The sequence below is a fragment of the Xenorhabdus bovienii genome (assembly GCF_024721015.1).
GTDB classification, from domain to species: domain Bacteria; phylum Pseudomonadota; class Gammaproteobacteria; order Enterobacterales; family Enterobacteriaceae; genus Xenorhabdus; species Xenorhabdus bovienii.
Window position 1 is genome coordinate 58,448 of record NZ_JANAIF010000013.1, and the last position, 18,597, is coordinate 77,044.

The window sequence follows — 18,597 nt, forward strand, 5'->3', positions numbered from 1 at the left end:
GGAGGTTTGGCAAAAGAAACCAAAATAACTTTATCGTGATATTAACTTTTAGTTAACACCTGACGTGACTATTTTTATCCCCAGATATTCGTCTTGATTTTTCCCATTCTTGTATTAGCGACTGAAATGATGAAGCACTGAATCGCAAAGGGGAGTGGAAAGGGATTGATTTTATATAATCAACTGATTCTGATAAAAAAAATATCAGAGGAGAGAATAACAGCAAATCTTGCGCAAGCCGCGTATTATCTTGTGTCAGAGTACTTTTATAAAACTAATACACAAGGTTATCCACAGGAATAGTGGATAACTCAGCAAACCCTATTAGGCATGGGAGGTTACGGAGTTATCCCCTTTTATAAATTTCTTCAGTAGTGGAATATTTTCATGCTGTTTTAGCATTGATTCGCACTATTTGTTGCTCAAAAATGGCTCAATCGTTGTTGAAATGAAGTACTTTCTATACCTGAATACCCACTTTCCCAACGGCCTAGTTATCAATTTTAACTGACGCTAAGTAAACAATTAGTTAACCAATAAATCAATATTTATATATTCGCCGATATTATTGTTATCACTCAATTCGCTCAAGTGAGGGATAACCCCTAGTAAAGGTGCGGGAATCATCCGTTCCAACGTCTCCAAATACGCTGTCTGACGTTTACCGGCGGGTTCAATTTCATTGGCAATCCAGCCGGCTAACCTCAATCCAGAATGTTGAATCGCTTTTGCCGTCAATACCGCATGGTTAATACAGCCCAGTTTGACTCCCACCGTCAAAATCACAGGCAGTTCTTCCTGAATCACCCAATCAGCAAAAGTGGTATTTTCCGACAAAGGTGTATACCAACCGCCTGCACCTTCAACCAAAACCCAATCAGATTTTGCCGTCAATCTTTCCAAACCCTGTGATATCACCTCAAACTCAATCGGCTGGTTAAGTTCAGCACTCACAATATGGGGAGATGTCGGTTCAACAAATACCAGTGGGTTGACTTCTTGATAAGCCAAGGATACGGAACTGTTGCGCTGTAAGGCCAGTGCATCTCCATTGCGTATTCCTTCTGAGGTGATCTCACTGCCCGATGCCACGGGTTTGTAACCTGCGGTTTGATATCCTTGCTTATTTGCCGCTTGCAGCAACGCGCAACTGACGATAGTTTTACCGACTTCAGTGTCGGTTCCGGTAAGAAAATATTTATTTGTCACAGTAAATAACTCCAAAAGCAATCTGATAGCTTAATGGGTAATCCTCATTATTCCGTGGATACGCTTCAGCCAGAGTGTTCAGGCGTTTTCGGGTCATGAGTCCATGCTGGCGACCATGATGAAGGTGCGTAGCCCCTATTCCTTTCAGCGAGTTCAGCAAAGGCAGCAGTTGCGGGTAATATTGGCAATATTGTCGGCTTATTATCTTGTGTCGATAGGCGTGGCACGCGTCAGTGATCGCTTGTAAAGGCAGAAATTGGTTGATATGCCGATAAGTGTCAACCTGTCTCCACGCCGCTTCCAACTCATACAGCGAACCTTGCGCAAGTGTGGAGAATAAAATGAGGCCACCGGGACGGGTAACCCGATGAAATTCCTGCAATGCACATGGCAGTTCATTACACCACTGCACGGCCAAGTTGCTGAAACAGATATCTACGCTATTATCCGCCAGCCCCAAGTGCTCAATATCCCCTTGCAGGTAGTAATCGGCAACTTGCTGCTCCTGCGCATGATTTAACATACCAGAAGCCAGATCCAGTGCGATAACCTGCTTGCCCCGCTGCTTCCAGTGCGCACTGAAAAAACCTGTTCCACAGCCTGCATCCAATACCCGGACACCGAGATTTTCTGCCTGCGCCAGTTCCATCAGGTATTCACCTGTTTGCTGTTGCAATTTAGCAGCCGTATCGTAACGAGAAGCGGCGCGCCCAAAAGCGCCTGCAATCGCCTGCTTGTCAACGGCCTTAACAGCCAGATCCATGCAACGCCTCCAGTAATATCTCAATATCCTGTTGTGTATGGCTCGCCGTCAGTGTGATACGCAAACGGGCACTTTCCAGTGGAACCGTTGGCGGGAGAATCGATTTTACCCACACTTTCTGCTGTCTGAGCACATGGGATAGAGCAATGCAGCGTTCATTGTCACCAATGATCAAAGGCTGAATGGCCGTCTCTGAATCCATCAGGGTAAAAGGCAAATAATGAGCTTCGCGGCGAAAATATCTGATGTTGTTTTGTAATCTCTGACGCAATTCATCGCCTTCCTTGATTTGCCGTACCGCTTCAGACAGTGCTACCGCCTGTGCGGGTGGCATGGAGGTGCTGTAAATTAAGTGTCTGGCATACTGGATCAGGTATTCTGCGGTTTGTTCATCACACAGTACCGCCGCCCCACTCAATCCGAACGCCTTACCAAAGGTGACAATCAAAATTTCCGGTTTGACATTCTGCGCCCAGCAACTGCCCCGCCCTTGTTCACCGTGGATCCCGATACCGTGGGCATCATCTACCATCAACCAACTGCCCGTGGATTTTGTCTGCTGTGCAAGGGATGCAAGCGGCGCACAATCCCCATCCATGCTAAAAATACCTTCCGTCACTACCAGCGTTTTGCCCGCACAATCTTTTGCCAGATGCTGCTTCAGGGAATTTGGATCGTTATGCAGAAAACGTCGAAGCTGTGCGGGAGAGTGCATGGCGGCTTCTATCAGCGAGGCATGGCTCAGGCGATCAGCAATAATCCGGTCGTCTTTTTCCATCAAAGCCGCTATCACACCTTGATTGGCCGCATAGCCAGAAATAAATAGTAAGGCGCGGGAATAACCCAACCATTCCGCTAATTGCTGTTCCAATGTGTGGTGAACTGCGGTGTAACCTGTAACGTGTCCCGAACCCCCACTGCCTACACCGTACTGTTCAGCTCCCTGCTGCCAGGCAGCAATAATCTGGGGATGCTGACTCAGCCCAAGATAGTCGTTGCTGGAAAAATTCAGGTATTGACCGTCTGAAGTATGTAATAAACGCCCATCTGAACCCAGATGGGCTTGTCTGCTACGCCATAGAGATGTTCCCCGACGTTCAGTCAATCGTCGGGAAATCGTGTCTGACCAGTTCATTATACTGCCGCATTATAGAATTGTTCGTAATCAACATTATTGATAATGGCTTCAGTCAGATTCTGCTGTTGTTGATTGTCACCAAATGCCGTCTGAGTCTGTTGAGGATTGATGCCCAGCCTGCGGAACAGTTGCAGATCTTTGTCTTCATCCGGGTTCGGTGTGGTCAGTAATTTACAACCGTAGAAAATGGAGTTAGCACCCGCCATAAAACACATCGCTTGCGTCTGCTCATTCATCTGCTCACGTCCTGCGGATAAACGAACATGGGATGCTGGCATCATGATCCGAGCCACAGCAATGGTGCGAATAAAGTCGAAAGGATCAACATCATCGTTGTTTTCCAACGGGGTTCCCTTTACTTTCACCAGCATATTAATGGGCACACTTTCCGGCGGCTTCGGCAAATTCGCCAGTTGCACCAGCAGTGCCGCACGGTCACGGATTTGTTCTCCCAGACCGACGATGCCACCAGAACAGACTTTGATGCCCGCATCCCTGACATTTCCCAACGTATTCAACCGATCCTGATAGCTGCGAGTGGTGATGATATTGCCGTAAAATTCCGGGGAGGTGTCTAGGTTATGGTTATAGTAGTCTAAACCAGCCTCTGCCAGACGTTGTGCCTGAGTTTGATTCAACATTCCCAGAGTCATGCAAGTTTCCATACCTAATTCTTTAACTTCCTTGACCATGGTCTCCAGATACGGCATATCACGCTCGTGAGGGTTCTTCCATGCTGCCCCCATGCAGAAACGGGTTGAACCGGCATTTTTGGCCTTACGCGCAGATTCGATGACTTGCTCAACTTCCATCAAACGCTCTTTTTCCAAGCCTGTTTTGTAACGGGAGCTTTGCGGACAATATTTGCAGTCTTCTGGACAGGCGCCGGTTTTTATTGAAAGAAGCGTACTGACCTGTACTTGCTGCGGATCAAAATGTTCACGGTGTACCTGCTGTGCCTGAAATAACAATTCGAAAAAAGGTTGATCAAACAAAGCCTGAGCCTGTTTGATAGTCCATTGCTGACGCTCATTCACAATAACATCCTCCAGTGTGAAAAAATGTTGTCAGTTTAAATAACGCCGCTATCATGTCAACCAAAATGAACCAAGAAAGGTTTACAACAAACTTATTATGAATCCTTCAGATCTTGAATTTGACTTACGCCATATCTGGCACCCGTATACATCAATGACTCATCCACTCCCCACTTATCCTGTAATTTCAGCCGCAGGGGTTGAGCTGGAACTGTCAGATGGCCGCAGACTGATCGATGGTATGTCTTCATGGTGGGCGGCGATCCACGGTTATAATCATCCTGTGCTCAATGAAGCAGCAAAGTCGCAGATTGACAGGATGTCTCATGTGATGTTTGGCGGTATCACCCATCCTCCCGCGATTGAATTATGTCAGCAATTAGTCGCGATGACGCCGGCCGCACTGGAGTGTGTTTTTCTAGCGGATTCAGGATCTGTCGCTGTAGAGGTTGCCTTGAAAATGGCGCTGCAATACTGGCAAGCCAAAGGAGAAAAACGCCACAGATTCCTGACCCTGCGTCATGGTTATCATGGAGATACTTTCGGTGCCATGTCTGTCTGTGATCCCGACAATTCGATGCATAACCTGTATAAAGGTTATCTCCCTAACCATCTGTTTGCTGATGCACCACAATCCCGGTTTGAGGGTGAATGGCAACCTGAGGATATCACTTCGTTCCGACAGTTATTGCTCCAACACCACAATGAAATCGCGGCCGTAATTCTGGAACCGATTGTGCAGGGCGCAGGTGGGATGCGTATTTATCATCCTGAATATCTACGTCAGGTTCGTAAGCTGTGTGATGAATACCAGATCTTGCTGATTGCGGATGAAATCGCCACGGGATTTGGGCGGACTGGCAAACTATTCGCCTGCGAGCATGCACAGATCGAGCCGGATATTTTGTGTCTGGGCAAGGCGTTGACAGGCGGTTATATGACATTATCGGCCACATTAACCACTCGTCATGTGGCTGAAACTATCAGTCAAGGTGAAGCTGGCTGTTTTATGCACGGCCCAACGTTTATGGGAAATCCTCTGGCTTGTGCCGTTGCCAGCGCCAATCTGAAATTGCTCTCTGATAGTCAGTGGCAACCACGCATTCAATCCATTGAGGCCCAGTTGAAAGCAGAATTGCTCCCGTTGAAATCACACACTACCGTCAAAGATGTTCGGGTATTGGGTGCTATTGGTGTCGTAGAGATGAAACAGCCCGTTGATATGGCTTCGCTACAACGCCGCTTTGTACAGCATGGTGTTTGGATCAGGCCATTTGGCCGGTTAATTTATTTAATGCCACCTTACATTACCCGGTCTGAGCAATTATCTAAACTGACAAATGCAATTAATGATGTAATAATTTAAAAAATAAAGCCAGCATTAATAACATGCTGGCTTTATTTTTCATTCTCGATATTTTAATTATCACATTATTAATAAAAAAAATAAAATAATGAAGGCATTATCAAAAGACACTCACTGACAAATATTATTTACCGCCGACAAGTATATTCTATGACTTACAGGTGAATTTCCTGATATATTCCAATCAACCATCATGTTCATTCAAATAAAAGAGGAATATATTATGAGCGACGAAAAATCAATTATGCCTTCTAACGAAGAAATGCAAGCTACATTTTCATTATCTAAGGAGATGCATGAAAAGGAAATATCACACCATTCAACTGTTGCAAGAGAAATACCTGAGTTAGCCCATTTGTTTGTAAAAAATCCCAACGTGATTTCATCAACGGGTTATGGTGCTGGTCTGATAGAATATATTAGTGGAAGTTTTAATCTTAATACATTCCAACAATATGGAAGTTATCCTTTTATCCAAATATCATCCCATTCGGCTATAATTGGGTATGCGCCAAATGTTGGCCAGCGGGTTAAATTTAATGGATATGTTAATGCTGGGCACACTATTCCAATTATTAATTGGAATAATTTTTATTTTGCAGGGACAGTACATAATATTAGATCTATTATAAACGTACAACTTACTATTCAACTTTACATTAACCAACAGAATATTTTCATCCGTCTTTTCGATGGGAATATTTATTTGGGCGATTTAATTTCTGTATATAGACCTAATTCAATCATTCCTGTTCCTATAGTAATATCAGGCGTTGGTTCATTTAGTTTAATCTAAAACTGTATTAACTAGTTATTTTATAATTCAACTTTCATACCTAATAGATTTCAAGTTACAGCCAAAAAAGCAGCAACTTGAAAGATAAAGGGGAAATATTGCCGCGCTAAAAATAGCGCGGCTCAAGTTTACAATGCCAGCACTGTAACCCACATCGCGCCTTTGCCCACTGGATAACGCGCTAATTGCGTTAATTTTCCAGAATATTTATCAATACGTGACACTGAAATATGATCTGATTTCTGCCCTGAGGCAATCAGGAAGCTGCCGCTGTGATCAATCGCAAAACCACGAGGCTGACTTTCTGTCGGATAATTTCCGACTAATGTCAGGTAATAGCCATCTTCTGAAACGCGGAAATGGCTGATCAGGCTCTCTGAGCGCTCACAGGTATAAAGGTGACGACCATCCGGTGTCATGTGGATATCCGCAGACCAGCAGACACTGGAAAAATCAGCCGTCAATGAATCAACAGATTGCACAATGCGATATTTGTCCCATTTACGCAGAACATCGACAGTCGCATCCAGTTCATTGATGCAATAAATCGCCGATTTTTCAGGATGAAAAGCCATATGACGCGGGCCAGCTCCTGCTACCGTACTGATTTCATCCGCCCTATTTTCTGTCAGATAACCCTGCTCATCCAGATTAAAAACGCGAATGTGATCTTCTTTCAGGCATGGAACCAGTAACTGGCGATTTTCCCGATCAATATTGGCAAAATGGGGCGCTTGCAGGCCTTCTACGATCTGAACCGGCGCTTTGGCAATGCCGTTTTCATCAATAGGGTGAACACTGAGTTTGTTGAAACCATAGGAAGCAGAATACAAAAAACGTCCCGCTCTATCCGTAGAAATATGCGTAGGGCTACCCGGCAACGGCGCAATGGCCTGCTGTTCTAGCCGTCCATCTGACCCGATTGCATAAGTGACGATACTGAACTGAGGGCGAATTCCCACATATAAGTGTTTGCCATCAGGGTTAACTACCATCGGCTGTACTTCGCCCGGCACATTCACTGTCTGGAGAAGTGAGAGCTCCCCCGCAATATTCAGCGACCATACGTGAATCTGACTACTATTAGGGCTGGCTGTATAAACCACCTGTTTCATTTTCTCTCCTTAATGCTTCATCACCATTTCATTGATCTATAAAGATTCTTGAAAAGTTGTGTTTGTTAAAGTGATCGCATGACGGTTTAACTATATTTTGTTACCGTATAATATTTGCTTATATCATCGACAATTTAGAGGCCTACTCATGTCATATCGCGTTATCGCGCTGGATCTCGACGGCACAGTGCTTGATCCACAAAAACGTATTTTACCAGAATCACTAGCTGCCCTGAATGAAGCCCGTCAAGCGGGTGTTAAGGTTTTGATTGTCACTGGCCGCCATCATGTCGCTATCCATCCGTTCTATCAAGCACTACAACTCGATACTCCGGCTATTTGCTGCAATGGGACCTATTCATATGATTACCATGCAAAGAAAGTTCTGGATTCCAATCCCCTTTCCACCCAAGAAGCCGTTCAGGTGCTTTCTTATCTGCATGGAACGGAAATTCAGCATCTGATGTATGTCGATGATGCCATTTTATATCAATTTCATGACACTGTTTCACGCACGCTTGCATGGTCTGATTCTCTGCCTGAACATCAACGCCCCAATCTCCAGCAGATCAATAGCTTTCAAGATGCCATCTATGATGTGAATTTCATTTGGAAATTTGCCACCAGCTCCCCGAATATAGTGAAACTGCGTGAAATCAGTGAACAGATTGAGGAAAAAGTCGGTCTTGAGTGTGAATGGTCGTGGGTTGATCAAGTGGATATTACCAAAAAAGGCAATAGCAAGGGGATGCGCTTGAAGCAATGGGTTGAGTCACAAGGCATATCCATGAAAGAAGTGATTGCTTTCGGTGATAATTTTAATGATATCAGCATGCTGGAAACAGCTGGTTTGGGCGTTGCTATGGAAAATGCGGCTGATGCAGTCAAAGAGCGTGCCGATATTGTTACGCGGGACAATACCCAGCCTGGCATCGCTGAAGTGATTCGAAAATACGTGCTTTAACTCGGTTAATCAAATTAAACGGGAGCGCCAGACAACCGCGCTCCCTCAATTTATTGCAGTATGTGTTACAAAGGTTGATTCAGCGAAACGCTCTTTATTTGCGCATACAGCCATTGACCTGACAGCAGGTTAAGTTCTTCCCGCGCCCAAGCGGTAATTCTCGCCCATAGGAAATGTTCACGCAGTGCCAGCTTGACATCAACCTGACCATCATCTTCAAAAAATTCAATGACTTTAACCTGCAAGGTATTACGAATACTGCTGGCTTTCGGTGGTTCCAAAACGAGAGAAACGTCCGATGCATCAATCCGAATACGCAGAGCTGTACCCGGAGCCACATTAATTTTGGGCAACCAGAGGGCTTTATCTCCTACCGCCACCGCTGTCATATGATAACGCTGATGATGCTCCATGACAGAGACTGTCAGTATGCTGCTAAGGCTCTCTTTTTGCAGCCACGGGCGTAATATGCTGTTTGACCAGACTTCTTCCAATGTGCCTGTCGCTCTGATTTTCCCCTTGTCCATTACGATCACGTTATCCGCCAATCGCAGAATTTCATCCAAATTGTGGCTGACATACAGGATCGGGATTTTGACATCGGCGGACAGTTTTTCGAGATACGGCAGTAATTCACGCTTGCGGGGTAAATCCAGCGAAGCCAGCGGCTCATCCATCAGCAAGATTTCAGGCGCGGTCAGTAATGCCCGTCCAATCGCTACCCGCTGCTTTTCCCCGCCGGATAAGGTCATGGGAAAACGTGACAGTAAGTGTTCAATGCCCAGTAAGCCAATGATGTTGTCAAACTGTGGTTTCATGTCTGGCGACATACCGTATTGCAGGTTGCCCTTAACGCGATAATGGGGAAAAAGGCGAGCATCCTGAAAAACATAACCCATTCGGCGTTTTTCCGGCGGCAGGAAGATTTTCTGCTCTATATCCACCAAAATGCGGCCATTCAGGACAATCCGGCCTCTCTGTGGCCTGCTCAACCCGGCAATAACATTGATCAGAGACGTTTTGCCCGCGCCGGAAAGCCCAAATATAGCCGTAATGCTTTCTGTTGGCAGAGTGGTATCGACCTGCATGTGCAGGTTACCCAGACGTTGCTCAAAATCCAGCTCTAGCATGCTGCCCCCAGACGTTTTCTGCCCCAACGAGTCAGCCACTCGGAAAGCATCAATGAAACCAATGCCAGCACGATAGCAATCACACATAAACGCGCCGCTGCCGTTTCTGCGCCGGGCGTTTCAATCAATGTGTACATGGCAAGGGGAATGGTGCGGGTTTCCTCCGGAATATTCGATACAAACGTAATTGTTGCACCAAACTCCCCCAGAGAACGGGCAAAAGCCAAAACAGCACCGACAATCACACCCGGCAATGAAAGTGGCAGGGTAATGGTGAAAAAGACCCTAAGCGAACTGGCTCCCAATGTACGCGCGGCCTGTTCCAGACGACGATCAATGCCTTCCAGCGCCAGCCGGATCGCTCTGACCATCAAGGGAAAAGCCACAACTGCCGAAGCCAACGCTGCTCCCGTCCAACTAAACGCGAAACTGACGCCAAACCAATCATAAAGAAATTCACCGATGACACCACGGCGCCCCATGCTGAGGAGCAGCAGATATCCTACAACCACTGGCGGTAATACCAGCGGCAGATGGATAATGCTATCCAGCAGGGATTTCCCGAAAAACTGGCAGCGAGCCAGAACCCATGCCATCAATATCCCTAATGGCAAACTGAATAACACCGAGATACCTGAGATTTGTAAGCTCAGTAAAATCGCCTGCCATTCATATTCACTTAACATCTCCAAAAGATCAGTTCCTACAGTGGACTGAAACCATAGCGTTTGAAAATGACTGCGGCTTCAGGGGTTTTGAGATAACCATAAAAATCACGGACGGCCTGATTTTCATGACCTTTAATAACTGCAATGGGATATTCCACTGGTTTATGGCTCTCTAGTGGGAATATACCGACAACTTTCACTTTCTTGCTGGCAACTGCATCGGAACCATAGACAATACCCAACGGTACTTCTGCCCGCTCTACCAGCGCCATACCACTACGTACATTGTTAGTACGTACCATCAGTGGATTGACCGCCTCCCATGCTCCCAGAGATTGCAGCGACTCTTTGGCATAAATGCCAACAGGAACATGATCGGGATCACCCACAGCCAGACGCCCATCTGCCAGCAGAGATTTCCATTTTGTTTTTCGATCGATGTCGATTTTATCCAGCTTGCTCTCTTTGGGTGCAATCAAGACAAGTTGATTACCTAATAAAGTATGACGAGTATTTTCAGCAATCAGTTTTTTGCCTGCGGCATAATCCATCCACTGCTGATCAGCAGAAACAAAGATATCAGCGGGGGCGCCCTGCTCAATCTGACGTGCCAGTGTTGACGATGAAGCATAAGAGGCAACAATGTCTCCCTGTTGTTCTTTTTTGTACTGAGCGGCAATATCGTTAAGTGCATTGGTCAATGACGCCGCCGCAAAGACGGTCACTTTTTCTGCACTCCAGCTATTCCCAACCAGCGCAAAAGAAACCACAGCCCCTGTCAGCAATTGGTACATGCTCTTTTTCATTTCGTATTCCACTTATGATAACCAATATGGTGCGCTGTATATAACAAGATACAACGTTAAATGAAAATACTATCCTGAGATTAATCGGCAAGTTGTGAGCCACTTTTAGCTTTTATGTTAATCCAGGCAGAAATTACAGTTCAGGAAGCAAACAAAAGTTTGCCAGTAAGCGGGAATTCAATCAGATGGGTAGGTAATGAGAGAGAAAAGAAATTACCCGGCAAAACCGGGTAACAGAAACACTAACGGTAAAATCAGATCAAGGCTGCCGTTCGGTATTTCCTGTTTTGGAAATAACGTTGAACACTTCGCCAAGCCCGTAAATCAGCCCCAAAATCAGTGCCATCACAACGGGAACCATGATCAACGCAAACGCCATACTTCCAATCAACTCAAACATGCAAACCTCATATCATGAGTGACCATAATTTAGCCAAAAAATTAACTGTGCAACACTCGGCGTTATTTTTCTTTAATGGAAAAACAGTGCTTCATGACACAGGCGGTGATCTCGCTATTCTAGACAATAAAAAAGTAACAGTAACCGACGAAACGTGCGATTCTTACGGTTATCCTGTAAAAACTCTCAAATATTTGCCTGAAATGAATCACTATGCAAGCCGAAATATTGTTAACACTCAAATTACAGCAACGCCTTTTCGCTGATCCTCGGCGAATCGAATTGCTTAAGCAGATTAAAATAACAGGTTCTATCAGTCAGGGAGCAAAACAGGCCGGGATCAGCTATAAAAGCGCTTGGGATGCCATCAATGAAATGAATCATCTCGCAGATGAGGTATTGGTAGAACGCGCCACTGGCGGCAAAGGTGGCGGGGGTGCGCAACTTACGCACTATGGTGAACGCCTGTTACAACTTTATGATCTGCTGGAAAGAATTCAACAAAAGGCATTCGATGTGCTGAAAGAGGATTCTCTGCCTTTAGATAGCCTGCTCGCGGCTATTTCCCGTTTTTCGTTACAATCCAGCGCCCGGAACCAATTTTTCGGTACGATAGTCGAACGTGATCATGAAAATATCCAGCAACATGTCCGTATCTTACTGGCTGATGGCAAAACATCGATCTCTGCCGCGCTGACTGAGCAAAGCGCAAACCGGCTGAAGTTGGTAAAAGGGAAAGAAGTGCTGGTGTTAATTAAGGCACCGTGGATAACCTTAAGCAAGGAGCCTGTAACAGCGACGCCATTCGATAATGCCTTATCCGGCCAAGTCAGTCTGATTGAAACAGGAACAGAACACAGTGAAGTTATCCTGACGCTTGATGGGGGTGAATCACTCTGCGTTACGCTAACCAATCAGGAAATGGAGCGTTCAGGTCTTCAGCCTAATGATTTCGTCACCGCACTCTTTAATGCCGATAAAGTGATTATTGCAACCCTGTGTTAATGGTACATCCCTCTGATAAACCTAAGTGTCAGAGGGGAATGGCAACTTACCTGTTTCATTCTGTAGTCACCTTCCAAAAATAACCCACCTTCAATGAATAACAGACAGCTACGCATTGACATTGAGCATTATTCCGCTTATTTCTGGTGATCCTCTAGTTGATGTTGCTTAAAAAGGAATAGAAATGTCTGAATTGCAAATAACACAAGGTAGTTTCCGTTTAAGTGACACCCGTACCCTGCGGCTACCGTCACTGAAAATTATTTCTGGCGAAAGTTGGGCGTTTGTCGGCGCAAATGGCAGTGGGAAATCTTCTCTGGCTCGTGCCCTGTCGGATGAATTAATCCAACTTGCAGGTGAACGTTATTGTTCATTTAATACACCTGTACGCCTCTCTTTCGAACAACTTCAACAACTGATTAATAAAGAGTGGCAACGCAACAATACAGATTTACTCAGTGAAGGAGAGGAAGATACTGGACGTACTGCCGCAGAGATGATTCAGCTCCACCATAAAGATAATGAATTATGCCTTGAACTGGCAGCGTATTTTGGTATCAAGGATTTGCTTTCACGTCGGTTCAAATATCTCTCAACTGGCGAAGTTCGCAAAGTGTTACTTTGTCAGGCATTAATGGCTAATCCCGACCTGCTCATCCTTGATCAGCCTTTTGACGGGCTGGATACTTATGCTCAGAATCAATTATCCCAATTATTCGGATCGCTGGCAGCAAAAGGCATCACATTGGTTTTAATACTGACCCGATTCCATGAAATTCCTGATTTTGTCGAACAGATCGGGGTACTGGCTGATTGCCACCTGGCACTGGCAGGAAAGAAGGAGAGTATTCTGTCAGAATCTCTCGTGGCACAGTTAGCCCACAGCGAAGCACTGAAAGACATTCGGCTTCCTGAAACAGACGAATACCGTGCAGATGAACAATTCCCCGAAGATCAACCACTAGTGTCGATGTGCAATGTTGTTGTTCAGTACAATGACAAACCGATACTGCATGGTCTGAGCTGGCAAATAAATCCAGATGAACACTGGCAAATCATCGGTGAAAATGGTGCAGGAAAATCCACCCTCCTCAACCTGATTACGGGCGATCATCCCCAAGGTTACAACAATGAGCTAATCTTATTCGGCCGACGGAGAGGCAGTGGCGAAACCATCTGGGATATTAAACGCCACATTGGTTATGTCAGTAACAGCATTCACCTTGAGTATCGTGTCAGTACCTGCGTTCGAAATGTCATTCTCTCTGGGTTCTTCGATTCCATTGGGTTATATCAGGCCGTTTCAGATCGGCAGCAGCAACTGGCTGATGAGTGGCTGGCCTTGTTGGGATTCTCTGAAGCAATCGCAAACAACCCATTTCACAGCCTATCATGGGGACAGCAGAGGCTCGTTCTGATTGCCCGTGCCCTGGTGAAACACCCCGCCTTATTGATTCTCGATGAACCGTTGCAGGGACTTGATCCCCTTAACCGTCAGTTAGTCCTGCGTTTCATTGATATCATGATTGCCAAGGGGGATACACAACTTCTGTTTGTTTCCCATCATCAGGAAGATGCGCCAGAATGCATTACTCACCGCCTGAAATTTATTCCTGATGGCAATATTTATCGGTATGAAACCGAAGATATCTCCCAACAGTCTTTGTAGTGCCATCCTGTCAGTGCAAGTTCTCTCCCGATTTAACGTCGAAAGAGGGCTTTCACTCGAATTTTTTCACTAAAGAAATAGCAACTGCCAGAAAATCCCTCTCCGCAATGAAAAAATGACTACTTTTTAAAAATTTTTTATAATGACTCAAGGTTATTTTAACCTATTGCAATTTATTTAAAGTCTATTTTTTAGACTATTTGTCTAATCCACCAAAAATAACAGGGAATTATATGTCTTGGGCGTTACTTGCCGTTTCATTGGCGCTTTTGGATACTCGTCGCATTATTGCATTTTCCATCGCATTTCTAGCTTTAATCATTGGGATCAGCACTAACGTGCTCACCTTTCCCGCAATTGCTGCGCTTATTGTGATTGCTGGTTTAGGTACAGCACACGTTTACCTCAAAAAACATCCTACATCCAGAATTATCACTGAGGTGTTACTGCTCATCTCTGTGGTTTTACTGTTCATGCATTACATTCCGGGATTTAATAACTTGAAATACCTAGATAAGGTGCAGGTTGGCCCGCTTAGTGCACCTTTTTCAATGTATTTCAACTTTGACAAGGCACTGATTCCTTTCATTCTATTATTCTGCATGCCAAGCCTGTTCACTCGAAAGCCCGTGGTAGAAGCCTTCCCGCATGTATGGGCAGCATTGATAGTCGCGATACCTGCGCTATTGGGCCTTGCCACAGAGTTAGGGGGATTAGCCGTTGAGCTGCATTTACCTAGTTGGTTCCCTGCTTTCGTCGTTGCCAATATTTTCTTTGTTTCATTGGCAGAAGAAGCCCTGTTCCGTGGTTACCTCCAGCAAAAGCTGAGTCAGTGGATAAATCCCTATTTGGCACTCGTTATCACTTCGCTGATTTTTGGCGCCGCACATTTTGCCGGTGGCAGTTTGTTGATGATTTTCGCAACACTGGCAGGATTAATTTATGGTCTGGCATGGATGTGGAGTGGTCGTTTATGGGTTGCGGTCGCTTTCCACGTTTCACTCAATCTGGGTCATCTCCTGTTTTTCACCTATCCGGTAAAATCATTACTCATACAGTAGCTATTACCAAACATGATTTAGAACAGGGGGTTCAAGACTATTGTTTGCCGTTTCGGTCTATCGCGCCATATAATGCCCGCAGCGACCATTTCATTTTGTATTAAAAAGCACTGATAGGAGTTTAAGCTATGGCTGTAACTAAACTGGTTCTTGTAAGGCACGGAGAGAGCGAGTGGAACAAAGAGAACCGTTTTACTGGCTGGACTGATGTTGAATTGTCTGACAAAGGCCGTACTGAAGCACAACAGGCGGGCCAATTACTGAAACAAGAAGGTTTCGTTTTTGATTTCGCTTACACTTCTGTTTTAAAACGTGCTATTCACACTTTGTGGAACATTCTGGACCAAGTCGATCAGCAATGGCTGCCGGTTGAGAAAAACTGGAAACTGAATGAACGTCACTACGGCGCACTACAAGGTCTGGACAAAGCTGAAACTGCCGCTAAGTACGGAGATGATCAAGTTAAATTGTGGCGCCGTGGCTTCGCGATCACGCCTCCAGATTTGACTAAAGATGATGAACGTTACCCTGGCCATGATCCTCGTTACGCGAACTTAAAACCAGAAGAACTTCCTGCCACAGAAAGCCTTGCAGCCACGATTGAGCGTGTTGTTCCTTATTGGGAAGACGTTATCAAACCTCGTGTTGCAAACGGTGAAAAAATTATCATCGCCGCTCATGGAAACTCTCTGCGTGCTTTAGTGAAATATTTGGATGGTATGAGTGAAGAAGAAATTCTTGAGCTGAATATCCCAACTGCTGTGCCACTGGTTTATGAGTTTGATGAAAACATGCAACCTATCAAACACTATTATCTGGGCAATGCCGACGAGATCGCAGCAAAAGCAGCCGCTGTAGCAAACCAAGGTAAAGCGAAATAATCTTGTATCTAAGATTTAGGAAACGTAATACTAAAAAGCCGGAAATCACTCCGGCTTTTTTATGCTGCTTTACCCCCTCCGGGCTTTGACAGACTGAGATAACTGACGCAGTAACGTTTCTGTGTCATCCCAGCCAATGCAGGCATCTGTCACACTTTGTCCATAAACTAAAGGCTTATCACTATCGAGATTTTGGCTTCCCTCAACGAGATGGCTTTCGACCATGACGCCAATAATCGCGTTTTCTCCCCTTGCAATCTGATCACAAACATCATCATTAACGTCCATTTGCCTTTTGAACTGCTTCGAACTGTTTGCATGGCTGAAATCAATCATCACACGAGGAGCTAAACCAGCTTTCATCAATTCCTCTTTAACGACATTGACATGCTCCGCACTATAATTCGGCTCTTTGCCACCACGCAGAATAATATGGCAATCCTGATTACCCGTGGTGCTGACAATCGCAGAGTGTCCCCATTTAGTCACAGAAAGAAAACAGTGAGGTGAGCTGGCCGCGTTGATAGCATCAATGGCAACTTTTATTGTGCCGTCAGTTCCATTTTTAAAGCCAACCGGACAAGAAAGCCCTGATGCCAGTTCACGGTGAACCTGAGATTCCGTTGTACGTGCCCCTATCGCGCCCCAGCTCATGAGATCAGCAAGATACTGAGGGGTTATCATATCAAGGAACTCACCCGCAGCAGGCAGCCCCATGTCGTTAATATCGATCAGAAGCTTACGGGCAGTACGTAACCCATCATTAATATCAAAGCTACAATCCATGTTCGGGTCATTAACTAACCCTTTCCAACCTATCGTGGTACGGGGTTTTTCAAAATAAACCCGCATCACAATTTCCAAATCAGCTTTCAATTCTTCACGTAACTTATTCAGGCGTTCTGCATATTCCAATGCTGCCTTTGGGTCATGAATTGAACACGGGCCAATCACTACCAATAGACGATCATCTTCACCAGTTAAAACGTTATGAATAGCTTCACGGGCTTCACGAACGGTAGTAGCAGTATTTTTTGTTGCAGGAAATTTTTCGAGTAATGCAACTGGTGGCAATAATTCCGTTATTTTTCTTATCCTTATATCGTCATTCTGGTAATTCATTGTCCTTTCACCTAATGTGTTTACAGTTATTTGAGATAATTTTGTGATCTCAATCTAACTGTTAGGCGTTGTGCTGTAAATAATCTTTGTGAGTAAAAAAGAGAGGATTTCTTTATGGGAGAGGTTTTTTTGAGTAAAAATGATGTTGATTCAAATAATTGAACGGGTGGAATTTGAATACATTGAAGCAAAACATTCAATGGCAGGCCGTAGATAGATTGGCTACCTATGACCTGCGGATAGATTTTAATTCATATTTTCGGTCGATTATGAGCCATTGGGTTTAGCAGCCTTGATCCACAGGCGGGCACCGTTCAGTGCAATACCCGTCAATATAATGTATTGCAAGGACATCGCCAGAACACCTTGGTGGAAATAAATCACTACGCTGATCACATTGATGATCACCCATACCAGCCAGTTTTCCACGTGTTTACGAGTCATCAGTACCATTGCCACTATCGATAATACTGTCATCACCGAATCCCAGAATGGAAATGCATCTGGCTCTAAGGCTGGCATCGTGATATTGAAGCCCATTCCCTGTAAGACAAGAACCGCAATTTTTGCCATATAGCCAAAGATTTGGTCGATATTGAACATCATTATCAAGATTGCAAATATGGAAACCGCGGCGACGGTAATTGTTTGTTTGGGGTTGAGCCAGCGGATCTTAAGTTCCATCTGTTTCTGTTCATTAACACGACTCCAGGCATACCAGCCGTAGATATTGGCCGCGAAGAAAAAGATTTGCAGGAGAAGACTGGCGTAAAGTTGAATTTGAAAGAAGATAACGGCAAAGAGAGAGACATTAATCAATCCAAACAGGTAATTAATGATTTTCTCCTGACTGGCAAGCCAGATACATAATAAACCAGCTATCGTACCAACAGCTTCAATGTACGAAAGATTATAGCCGCCTGCACCTAATGGAATATGTACCAATATGCTATTAATACTGAAAAAACCCATCCTTTCCTATCCTTATCATAAGTAGTGTTTAGTATATCAATACAAAAAACGCGAAATTACGATAAAAATTGACTATTATTTCCATCAATGTTTTTTATACTAAACAAGATAGCGAGTTTATAAATAAAAGTCTTTAATTATTTTAACGTTTTTAAAATGATAATAGATAATAAATGACTCATTTTCTGAGTCAATACTTACGAGTTAGGATGTGCTGATCTACCGACTGAGCTGACGATTTGTCTAAGGAGTATTTGAACTGAAGTTTAATTTAAGAGGGTACGCCGTGCAGGATGATTCGGCCTTAGGGCTAACGTGTTGTTATTTCGCTTCGCTTGGCTCAAATCTGCAATCCACTGATTAAATCTACTGGCTGAACTAACGAATAATCTGAGGTGTGTTTGAACGGAAGTTTAAGATGGTGGGTCGTGCAGGATTCGAACCTGCGACCAATTGATTAAAAGTCAACTGCTCTACCGACTGAGCTAACGACCC

The 18,597-nt window shown here is 44.7% G+C and carries 19 protein-coding genes and 1 tRNA gene; 8 read left to right on the top strand and 12 right to left on the bottom strand.

Annotation, left to right across the window (positions count from 1 at the left end):
* Nucleotides 1-525: 525 nt before the first annotated feature.
* Genes bioD through bioB form a run of 4 tightly spaced genes read right to left on the bottom strand, consistent with a single transcriptional unit; the run spans nucleotide 526 to nucleotide 4,147 of the window.
* The gene (bioD, locus tag NXS07_RS05790; RefSeq protein WP_038222395.1) at nucleotides 526-1,209 is read right to left on the bottom strand and encodes a dethiobiotin synthase; all 684 of its coding nucleotides are present in this window, start codon (nucleotides 1,207-1,209) and stop codon (nucleotides 526-528) included.
* On the bottom strand, nucleotides 1,199-1,972 hold the full coding sequence (gene bioC, locus NXS07_RS05795; protein ID WP_038222393.1) for a malonyl-ACP O-methyltransferase BioC: 774 nt from the start codon (nucleotides 1,970-1,972) through the stop codon (nucleotides 1,199-1,201). Before bioC ends, bioD begins: the two co-directional genes overlap by 11 nt.
* Complete coding sequence (gene bioF / locus NXS07_RS05800) at nucleotides 1,956-3,107, bottom strand: 8-amino-7-oxononanoate synthase (protein WP_258086348.1); 1,152 nt, start codon at nucleotides 3,105-3,107, stop codon at nucleotides 1,956-1,958. The genes bioC and bioF overlap by 17 nt, the downstream gene beginning before the upstream one ends.
* Entirely contained in the window at nucleotides 3,107-4,147 is a 1,041-nt protein-coding gene (gene bioB, locus NXS07_RS05805) for a biotin synthase BioB (protein ID WP_038217869.1), read from the bottom strand. The genes bioF and bioB overlap by 1 nt, the downstream gene beginning before the upstream one ends.
* A gap of 97 nt (nucleotides 4,148-4,244) precedes the next feature.
* Here bioB and bioA point away from each other — a divergent pair, with 97 nt between their 5' ends.
* The gene (gene bioA, locus NXS07_RS05810; protein ID WP_038206449.1) at nucleotides 4,245-5,513 is read left to right on the top strand and encodes an adenosylmethionine--8-amino-7-oxononanoate transaminase; all 1,269 of its coding nucleotides are present in this window, start codon (nucleotides 4,245-4,247) and stop codon (nucleotides 5,511-5,513) included.
* 223 nt (nucleotides 5,514-5,736) lie between these two features.
* Nucleotides 5,737-6,309, top strand: coding sequence for a hypothetical protein (locus NXS07_RS05815; RefSeq protein WP_038193246.1), 573 nt, complete (start codon nucleotides 5,737-5,739; stop codon nucleotides 6,307-6,309).
* 128 nt (nucleotides 6,310-6,437) lie between these two features.
* Here NXS07_RS05815 and pgl read toward each other — a convergent pair whose 3' ends face one another.
* A complete protein-coding gene (gene pgl, locus NXS07_RS05820) occupies nucleotides 6,438-7,424 on the bottom strand; it encodes a 6-phosphogluconolactonase (protein ID WP_258086349.1) in 987 nt (328 codons plus the stop codon).
* Nucleotides 7,425-7,572: 148 nt separating this feature from the next.
* Between pgl and NXS07_RS05825 the strand changes: the two genes are divergently transcribed.
* The gene (locus NXS07_RS05825) at nucleotides 7,573-8,388 is read left to right on the top strand and encodes a pyridoxal phosphatase (protein WP_258086350.1); all 816 of its coding nucleotides are present in this window, start codon (nucleotides 7,573-7,575) and stop codon (nucleotides 8,386-8,388) included.
* Between the two features lie 65 nt (nucleotides 8,389-8,453).
* On the opposite strand, the gene modC is transcribed toward NXS07_RS05825, so the two are convergent.
* The 4 genes from modC to NXS07_RS05845 form a co-directional block, all read right to left on the bottom strand.
* Nucleotides 8,454-9,518 carry a molybdenum ABC transporter ATP-binding protein ModC gene (modC, locus tag NXS07_RS05830; RefSeq protein ID WP_258086352.1) on the bottom strand — a complete coding sequence of 355 codons (1,065 nt, stop codon included), beginning with the start codon at nucleotides 9,516-9,518 and terminating at the stop codon, nucleotides 8,454-8,456.
* Nucleotides 9,512-10,204 (bottom strand): molybdate ABC transporter permease subunit, encoded by a 693-nt coding sequence (gene modB / locus NXS07_RS05835; RefSeq protein WP_038217859.1) that lies wholly within the window; start codon nucleotides 10,202-10,204, stop codon nucleotides 9,512-9,514. Before modB ends, modC begins: the two co-directional genes overlap by 7 nt.
* A 17-nt stretch (nucleotides 10,205-10,221) precedes the next feature.
* Nucleotides 10,222-10,992, bottom strand: a complete 771-nt coding sequence (modA, locus tag NXS07_RS05840) for a molybdate ABC transporter substrate-binding protein (protein ID WP_038206436.1) — start codon at nucleotides 10,990-10,992, stop codon at nucleotides 10,222-10,224.
* A gap of 259 nt (nucleotides 10,993-11,251) precedes the next feature.
* Nucleotides 11,252-11,392, bottom strand: coding sequence for an AcrZ family multidrug efflux pump-associated protein (locus NXS07_RS05845; RefSeq protein ID WP_071824404.1), 141 nt, complete (start codon nucleotides 11,390-11,392; stop codon nucleotides 11,252-11,254).
* A gap of 14 nt (nucleotides 11,393-11,406) precedes the next feature.
* On the opposite strand from NXS07_RS05845, the gene NXS07_RS05850 reads away from it, so the two are divergent.
* The 5 genes from NXS07_RS05850 (at nucleotide 11,407) to gpmA (ending at nucleotide 16,008) form a co-directional block, all read left to right on the top strand.
* Complete coding sequence (locus NXS07_RS05850) at nucleotides 11,407-11,658, top strand: hypothetical protein (RefSeq protein ID WP_196243561.1); 252 nt, start codon at nucleotides 11,407-11,409, stop codon at nucleotides 11,656-11,658.
* The gene (gene modE / locus NXS07_RS05855) at nucleotides 11,606-12,397 is read left to right on the top strand and encodes a molybdenum-dependent transcriptional regulator (RefSeq protein ID WP_038217854.1); all 792 of its coding nucleotides are present in this window, start codon (nucleotides 11,606-11,608) and stop codon (nucleotides 12,395-12,397) included. Before NXS07_RS05850 ends, modE begins: the two co-directional genes overlap by 53 nt.
* 184 nt (nucleotides 12,398-12,581) lie before the next feature.
* A complete protein-coding gene (gene modF / locus NXS07_RS05860; RefSeq protein WP_258086351.1) occupies nucleotides 12,582-14,066 on the top strand; it encodes a molybdate ABC transporter ATP-binding protein ModF in 1,485 nt (494 codons plus the stop codon).
* 233 nt (nucleotides 14,067-14,299) lie between these two features.
* Entirely contained in the window at nucleotides 14,300-15,127 is an 828-nt protein-coding gene (locus tag NXS07_RS05865) for a CPBP family intramembrane glutamic endopeptidase (protein WP_038222383.1), read from the top strand.
* 128 nt (nucleotides 15,128-15,255) lie between these two features.
* Complete coding sequence (gpmA, locus tag NXS07_RS05870) at nucleotides 15,256-16,008, top strand: 2,3-diphosphoglycerate-dependent phosphoglycerate mutase (protein ID WP_038217845.1); 753 nt, start codon at nucleotides 15,256-15,258, stop codon at nucleotides 16,006-16,008.
* Nucleotides 16,009-16,077: 69 nt separating this feature from the next.
* Here gpmA and aroG read toward each other — a convergent pair whose 3' ends face one another.
* From aroG to NXS07_RS05885, 3 genes are all read right to left on the bottom strand, one after another.
* Entirely contained in the window at nucleotides 16,078-17,130 is a 1,053-nt protein-coding gene (gene aroG / locus NXS07_RS05875; protein WP_038222381.1) for a 3-deoxy-7-phosphoheptulonate synthase AroG, read from the bottom strand.
* Between the two features lie 267 nt (nucleotides 17,131-17,397).
* Nucleotides 17,398-18,102: a nicotinamide riboside transporter PnuC gene (gene pnuC, locus NXS07_RS05880; protein ID WP_038206423.1), complete on the bottom strand. Its 705-nt coding sequence runs from the start codon at nucleotides 18,100-18,102 to the stop codon at nucleotides 17,398-17,400.
* A 419-nt stretch (nucleotides 18,103-18,521) separates the two neighbouring features.
* Nucleotides 18,522-18,597 (bottom strand) — tRNA-Lys (locus NXS07_RS05885).

What these genes read in the sequence shown, in the direction of transcription:
- bioC (WP_038222393.1), bottom strand. Translation starts at nt 1,972, where the DNA reads ATGGATCTGGCTGTTAAGGCCGTTGACAAGCAGGCGATTGCAGGCGCT.
- bioF (WP_258086348.1), bottom strand. Translation starts at nt 3,107, where the DNA reads ATGAACTGGTCAGACACGATTTCCCGACGATTGACTGAACGTCGGGGA.
- bioA (WP_038206449.1), top strand. Translation starts at nt 4,245, where the DNA reads ATGAATCCTTCAGATCTTGAATTTGACTTACGCCATATCTGGCACCCG.
- NXS07_RS05815 (WP_038193246.1), top strand. Translation starts at nt 5,737, where the DNA reads ATGAGCGACGAAAAATCAATTATGCCTTCTAACGAAGAAATGCAAGCT.
- pgl (WP_258086349.1), bottom strand. Translation starts at nt 7,424, where the DNA reads ATGAAACAGGTGGTTTATACAGCCAGCCCTAATAGTAGTCAGATTCAC.
- NXS07_RS05825 (WP_258086350.1), top strand. Translation starts at nt 7,573, where the DNA reads ATGTCATATCGCGTTATCGCGCTGGATCTCGACGGCACAGTGCTTGAT.
- modC (WP_258086352.1), bottom strand. Translation starts at nt 9,518, where the DNA reads ATGCTAGAGCTGGATTTTGAGCAACGTCTGGGTAACCTGCACATGCAG.
- modB (WP_038217859.1), bottom strand. Translation starts at nt 10,204, where the DNA reads ATGTTAAGTGAATATGAATGGCAGGCGATTTTACTGAGCTTACAAATC.
- modA (WP_038206436.1), bottom strand. Translation starts at nt 10,992, where the DNA reads ATGAAAAAGAGCATGTACCAATTGCTGACAGGGGCTGTGGTTTCTTTT.
- NXS07_RS05845 (WP_071824404.1), bottom strand. Translation starts at nt 11,392, where the DNA reads ATGTTTGAGTTGATTGGAAGTATGGCGTTTGCGTTGATCATGGTTCCC.
- NXS07_RS05850 (WP_196243561.1), top strand. Translation starts at nt 11,407, where the DNA reads ATGAGTGACCATAATTTAGCCAAAAAATTAACTGTGCAACACTCGGCG.
- modE (WP_038217854.1), top strand. Translation starts at nt 11,606, where the DNA reads ATGCAAGCCGAAATATTGTTAACACTCAAATTACAGCAACGCCTTTTC.
- modF (WP_258086351.1), top strand. Translation starts at nt 12,582, where the DNA reads ATGTCTGAATTGCAAATAACACAAGGTAGTTTCCGTTTAAGTGACACC.
- NXS07_RS05865 (WP_038222383.1), top strand. Translation starts at nt 14,300, where the DNA reads ATGTCTTGGGCGTTACTTGCCGTTTCATTGGCGCTTTTGGATACTCGT.
- gpmA (WP_038217845.1), top strand. Translation starts at nt 15,256, where the DNA reads ATGGCTGTAACTAAACTGGTTCTTGTAAGGCACGGAGAGAGCGAGTGG.
- aroG (WP_038222381.1), bottom strand. Translation starts at nt 17,130, where the DNA reads ATGAATTACCAGAATGACGATATAAGGATAAGAAAAATAACGGAATTA.
- pnuC (WP_038206423.1), bottom strand. Translation starts at nt 18,102, where the DNA reads ATGGGTTTTTTCAGTATTAATAGCATATTGGTACATATTCCATTAGGT.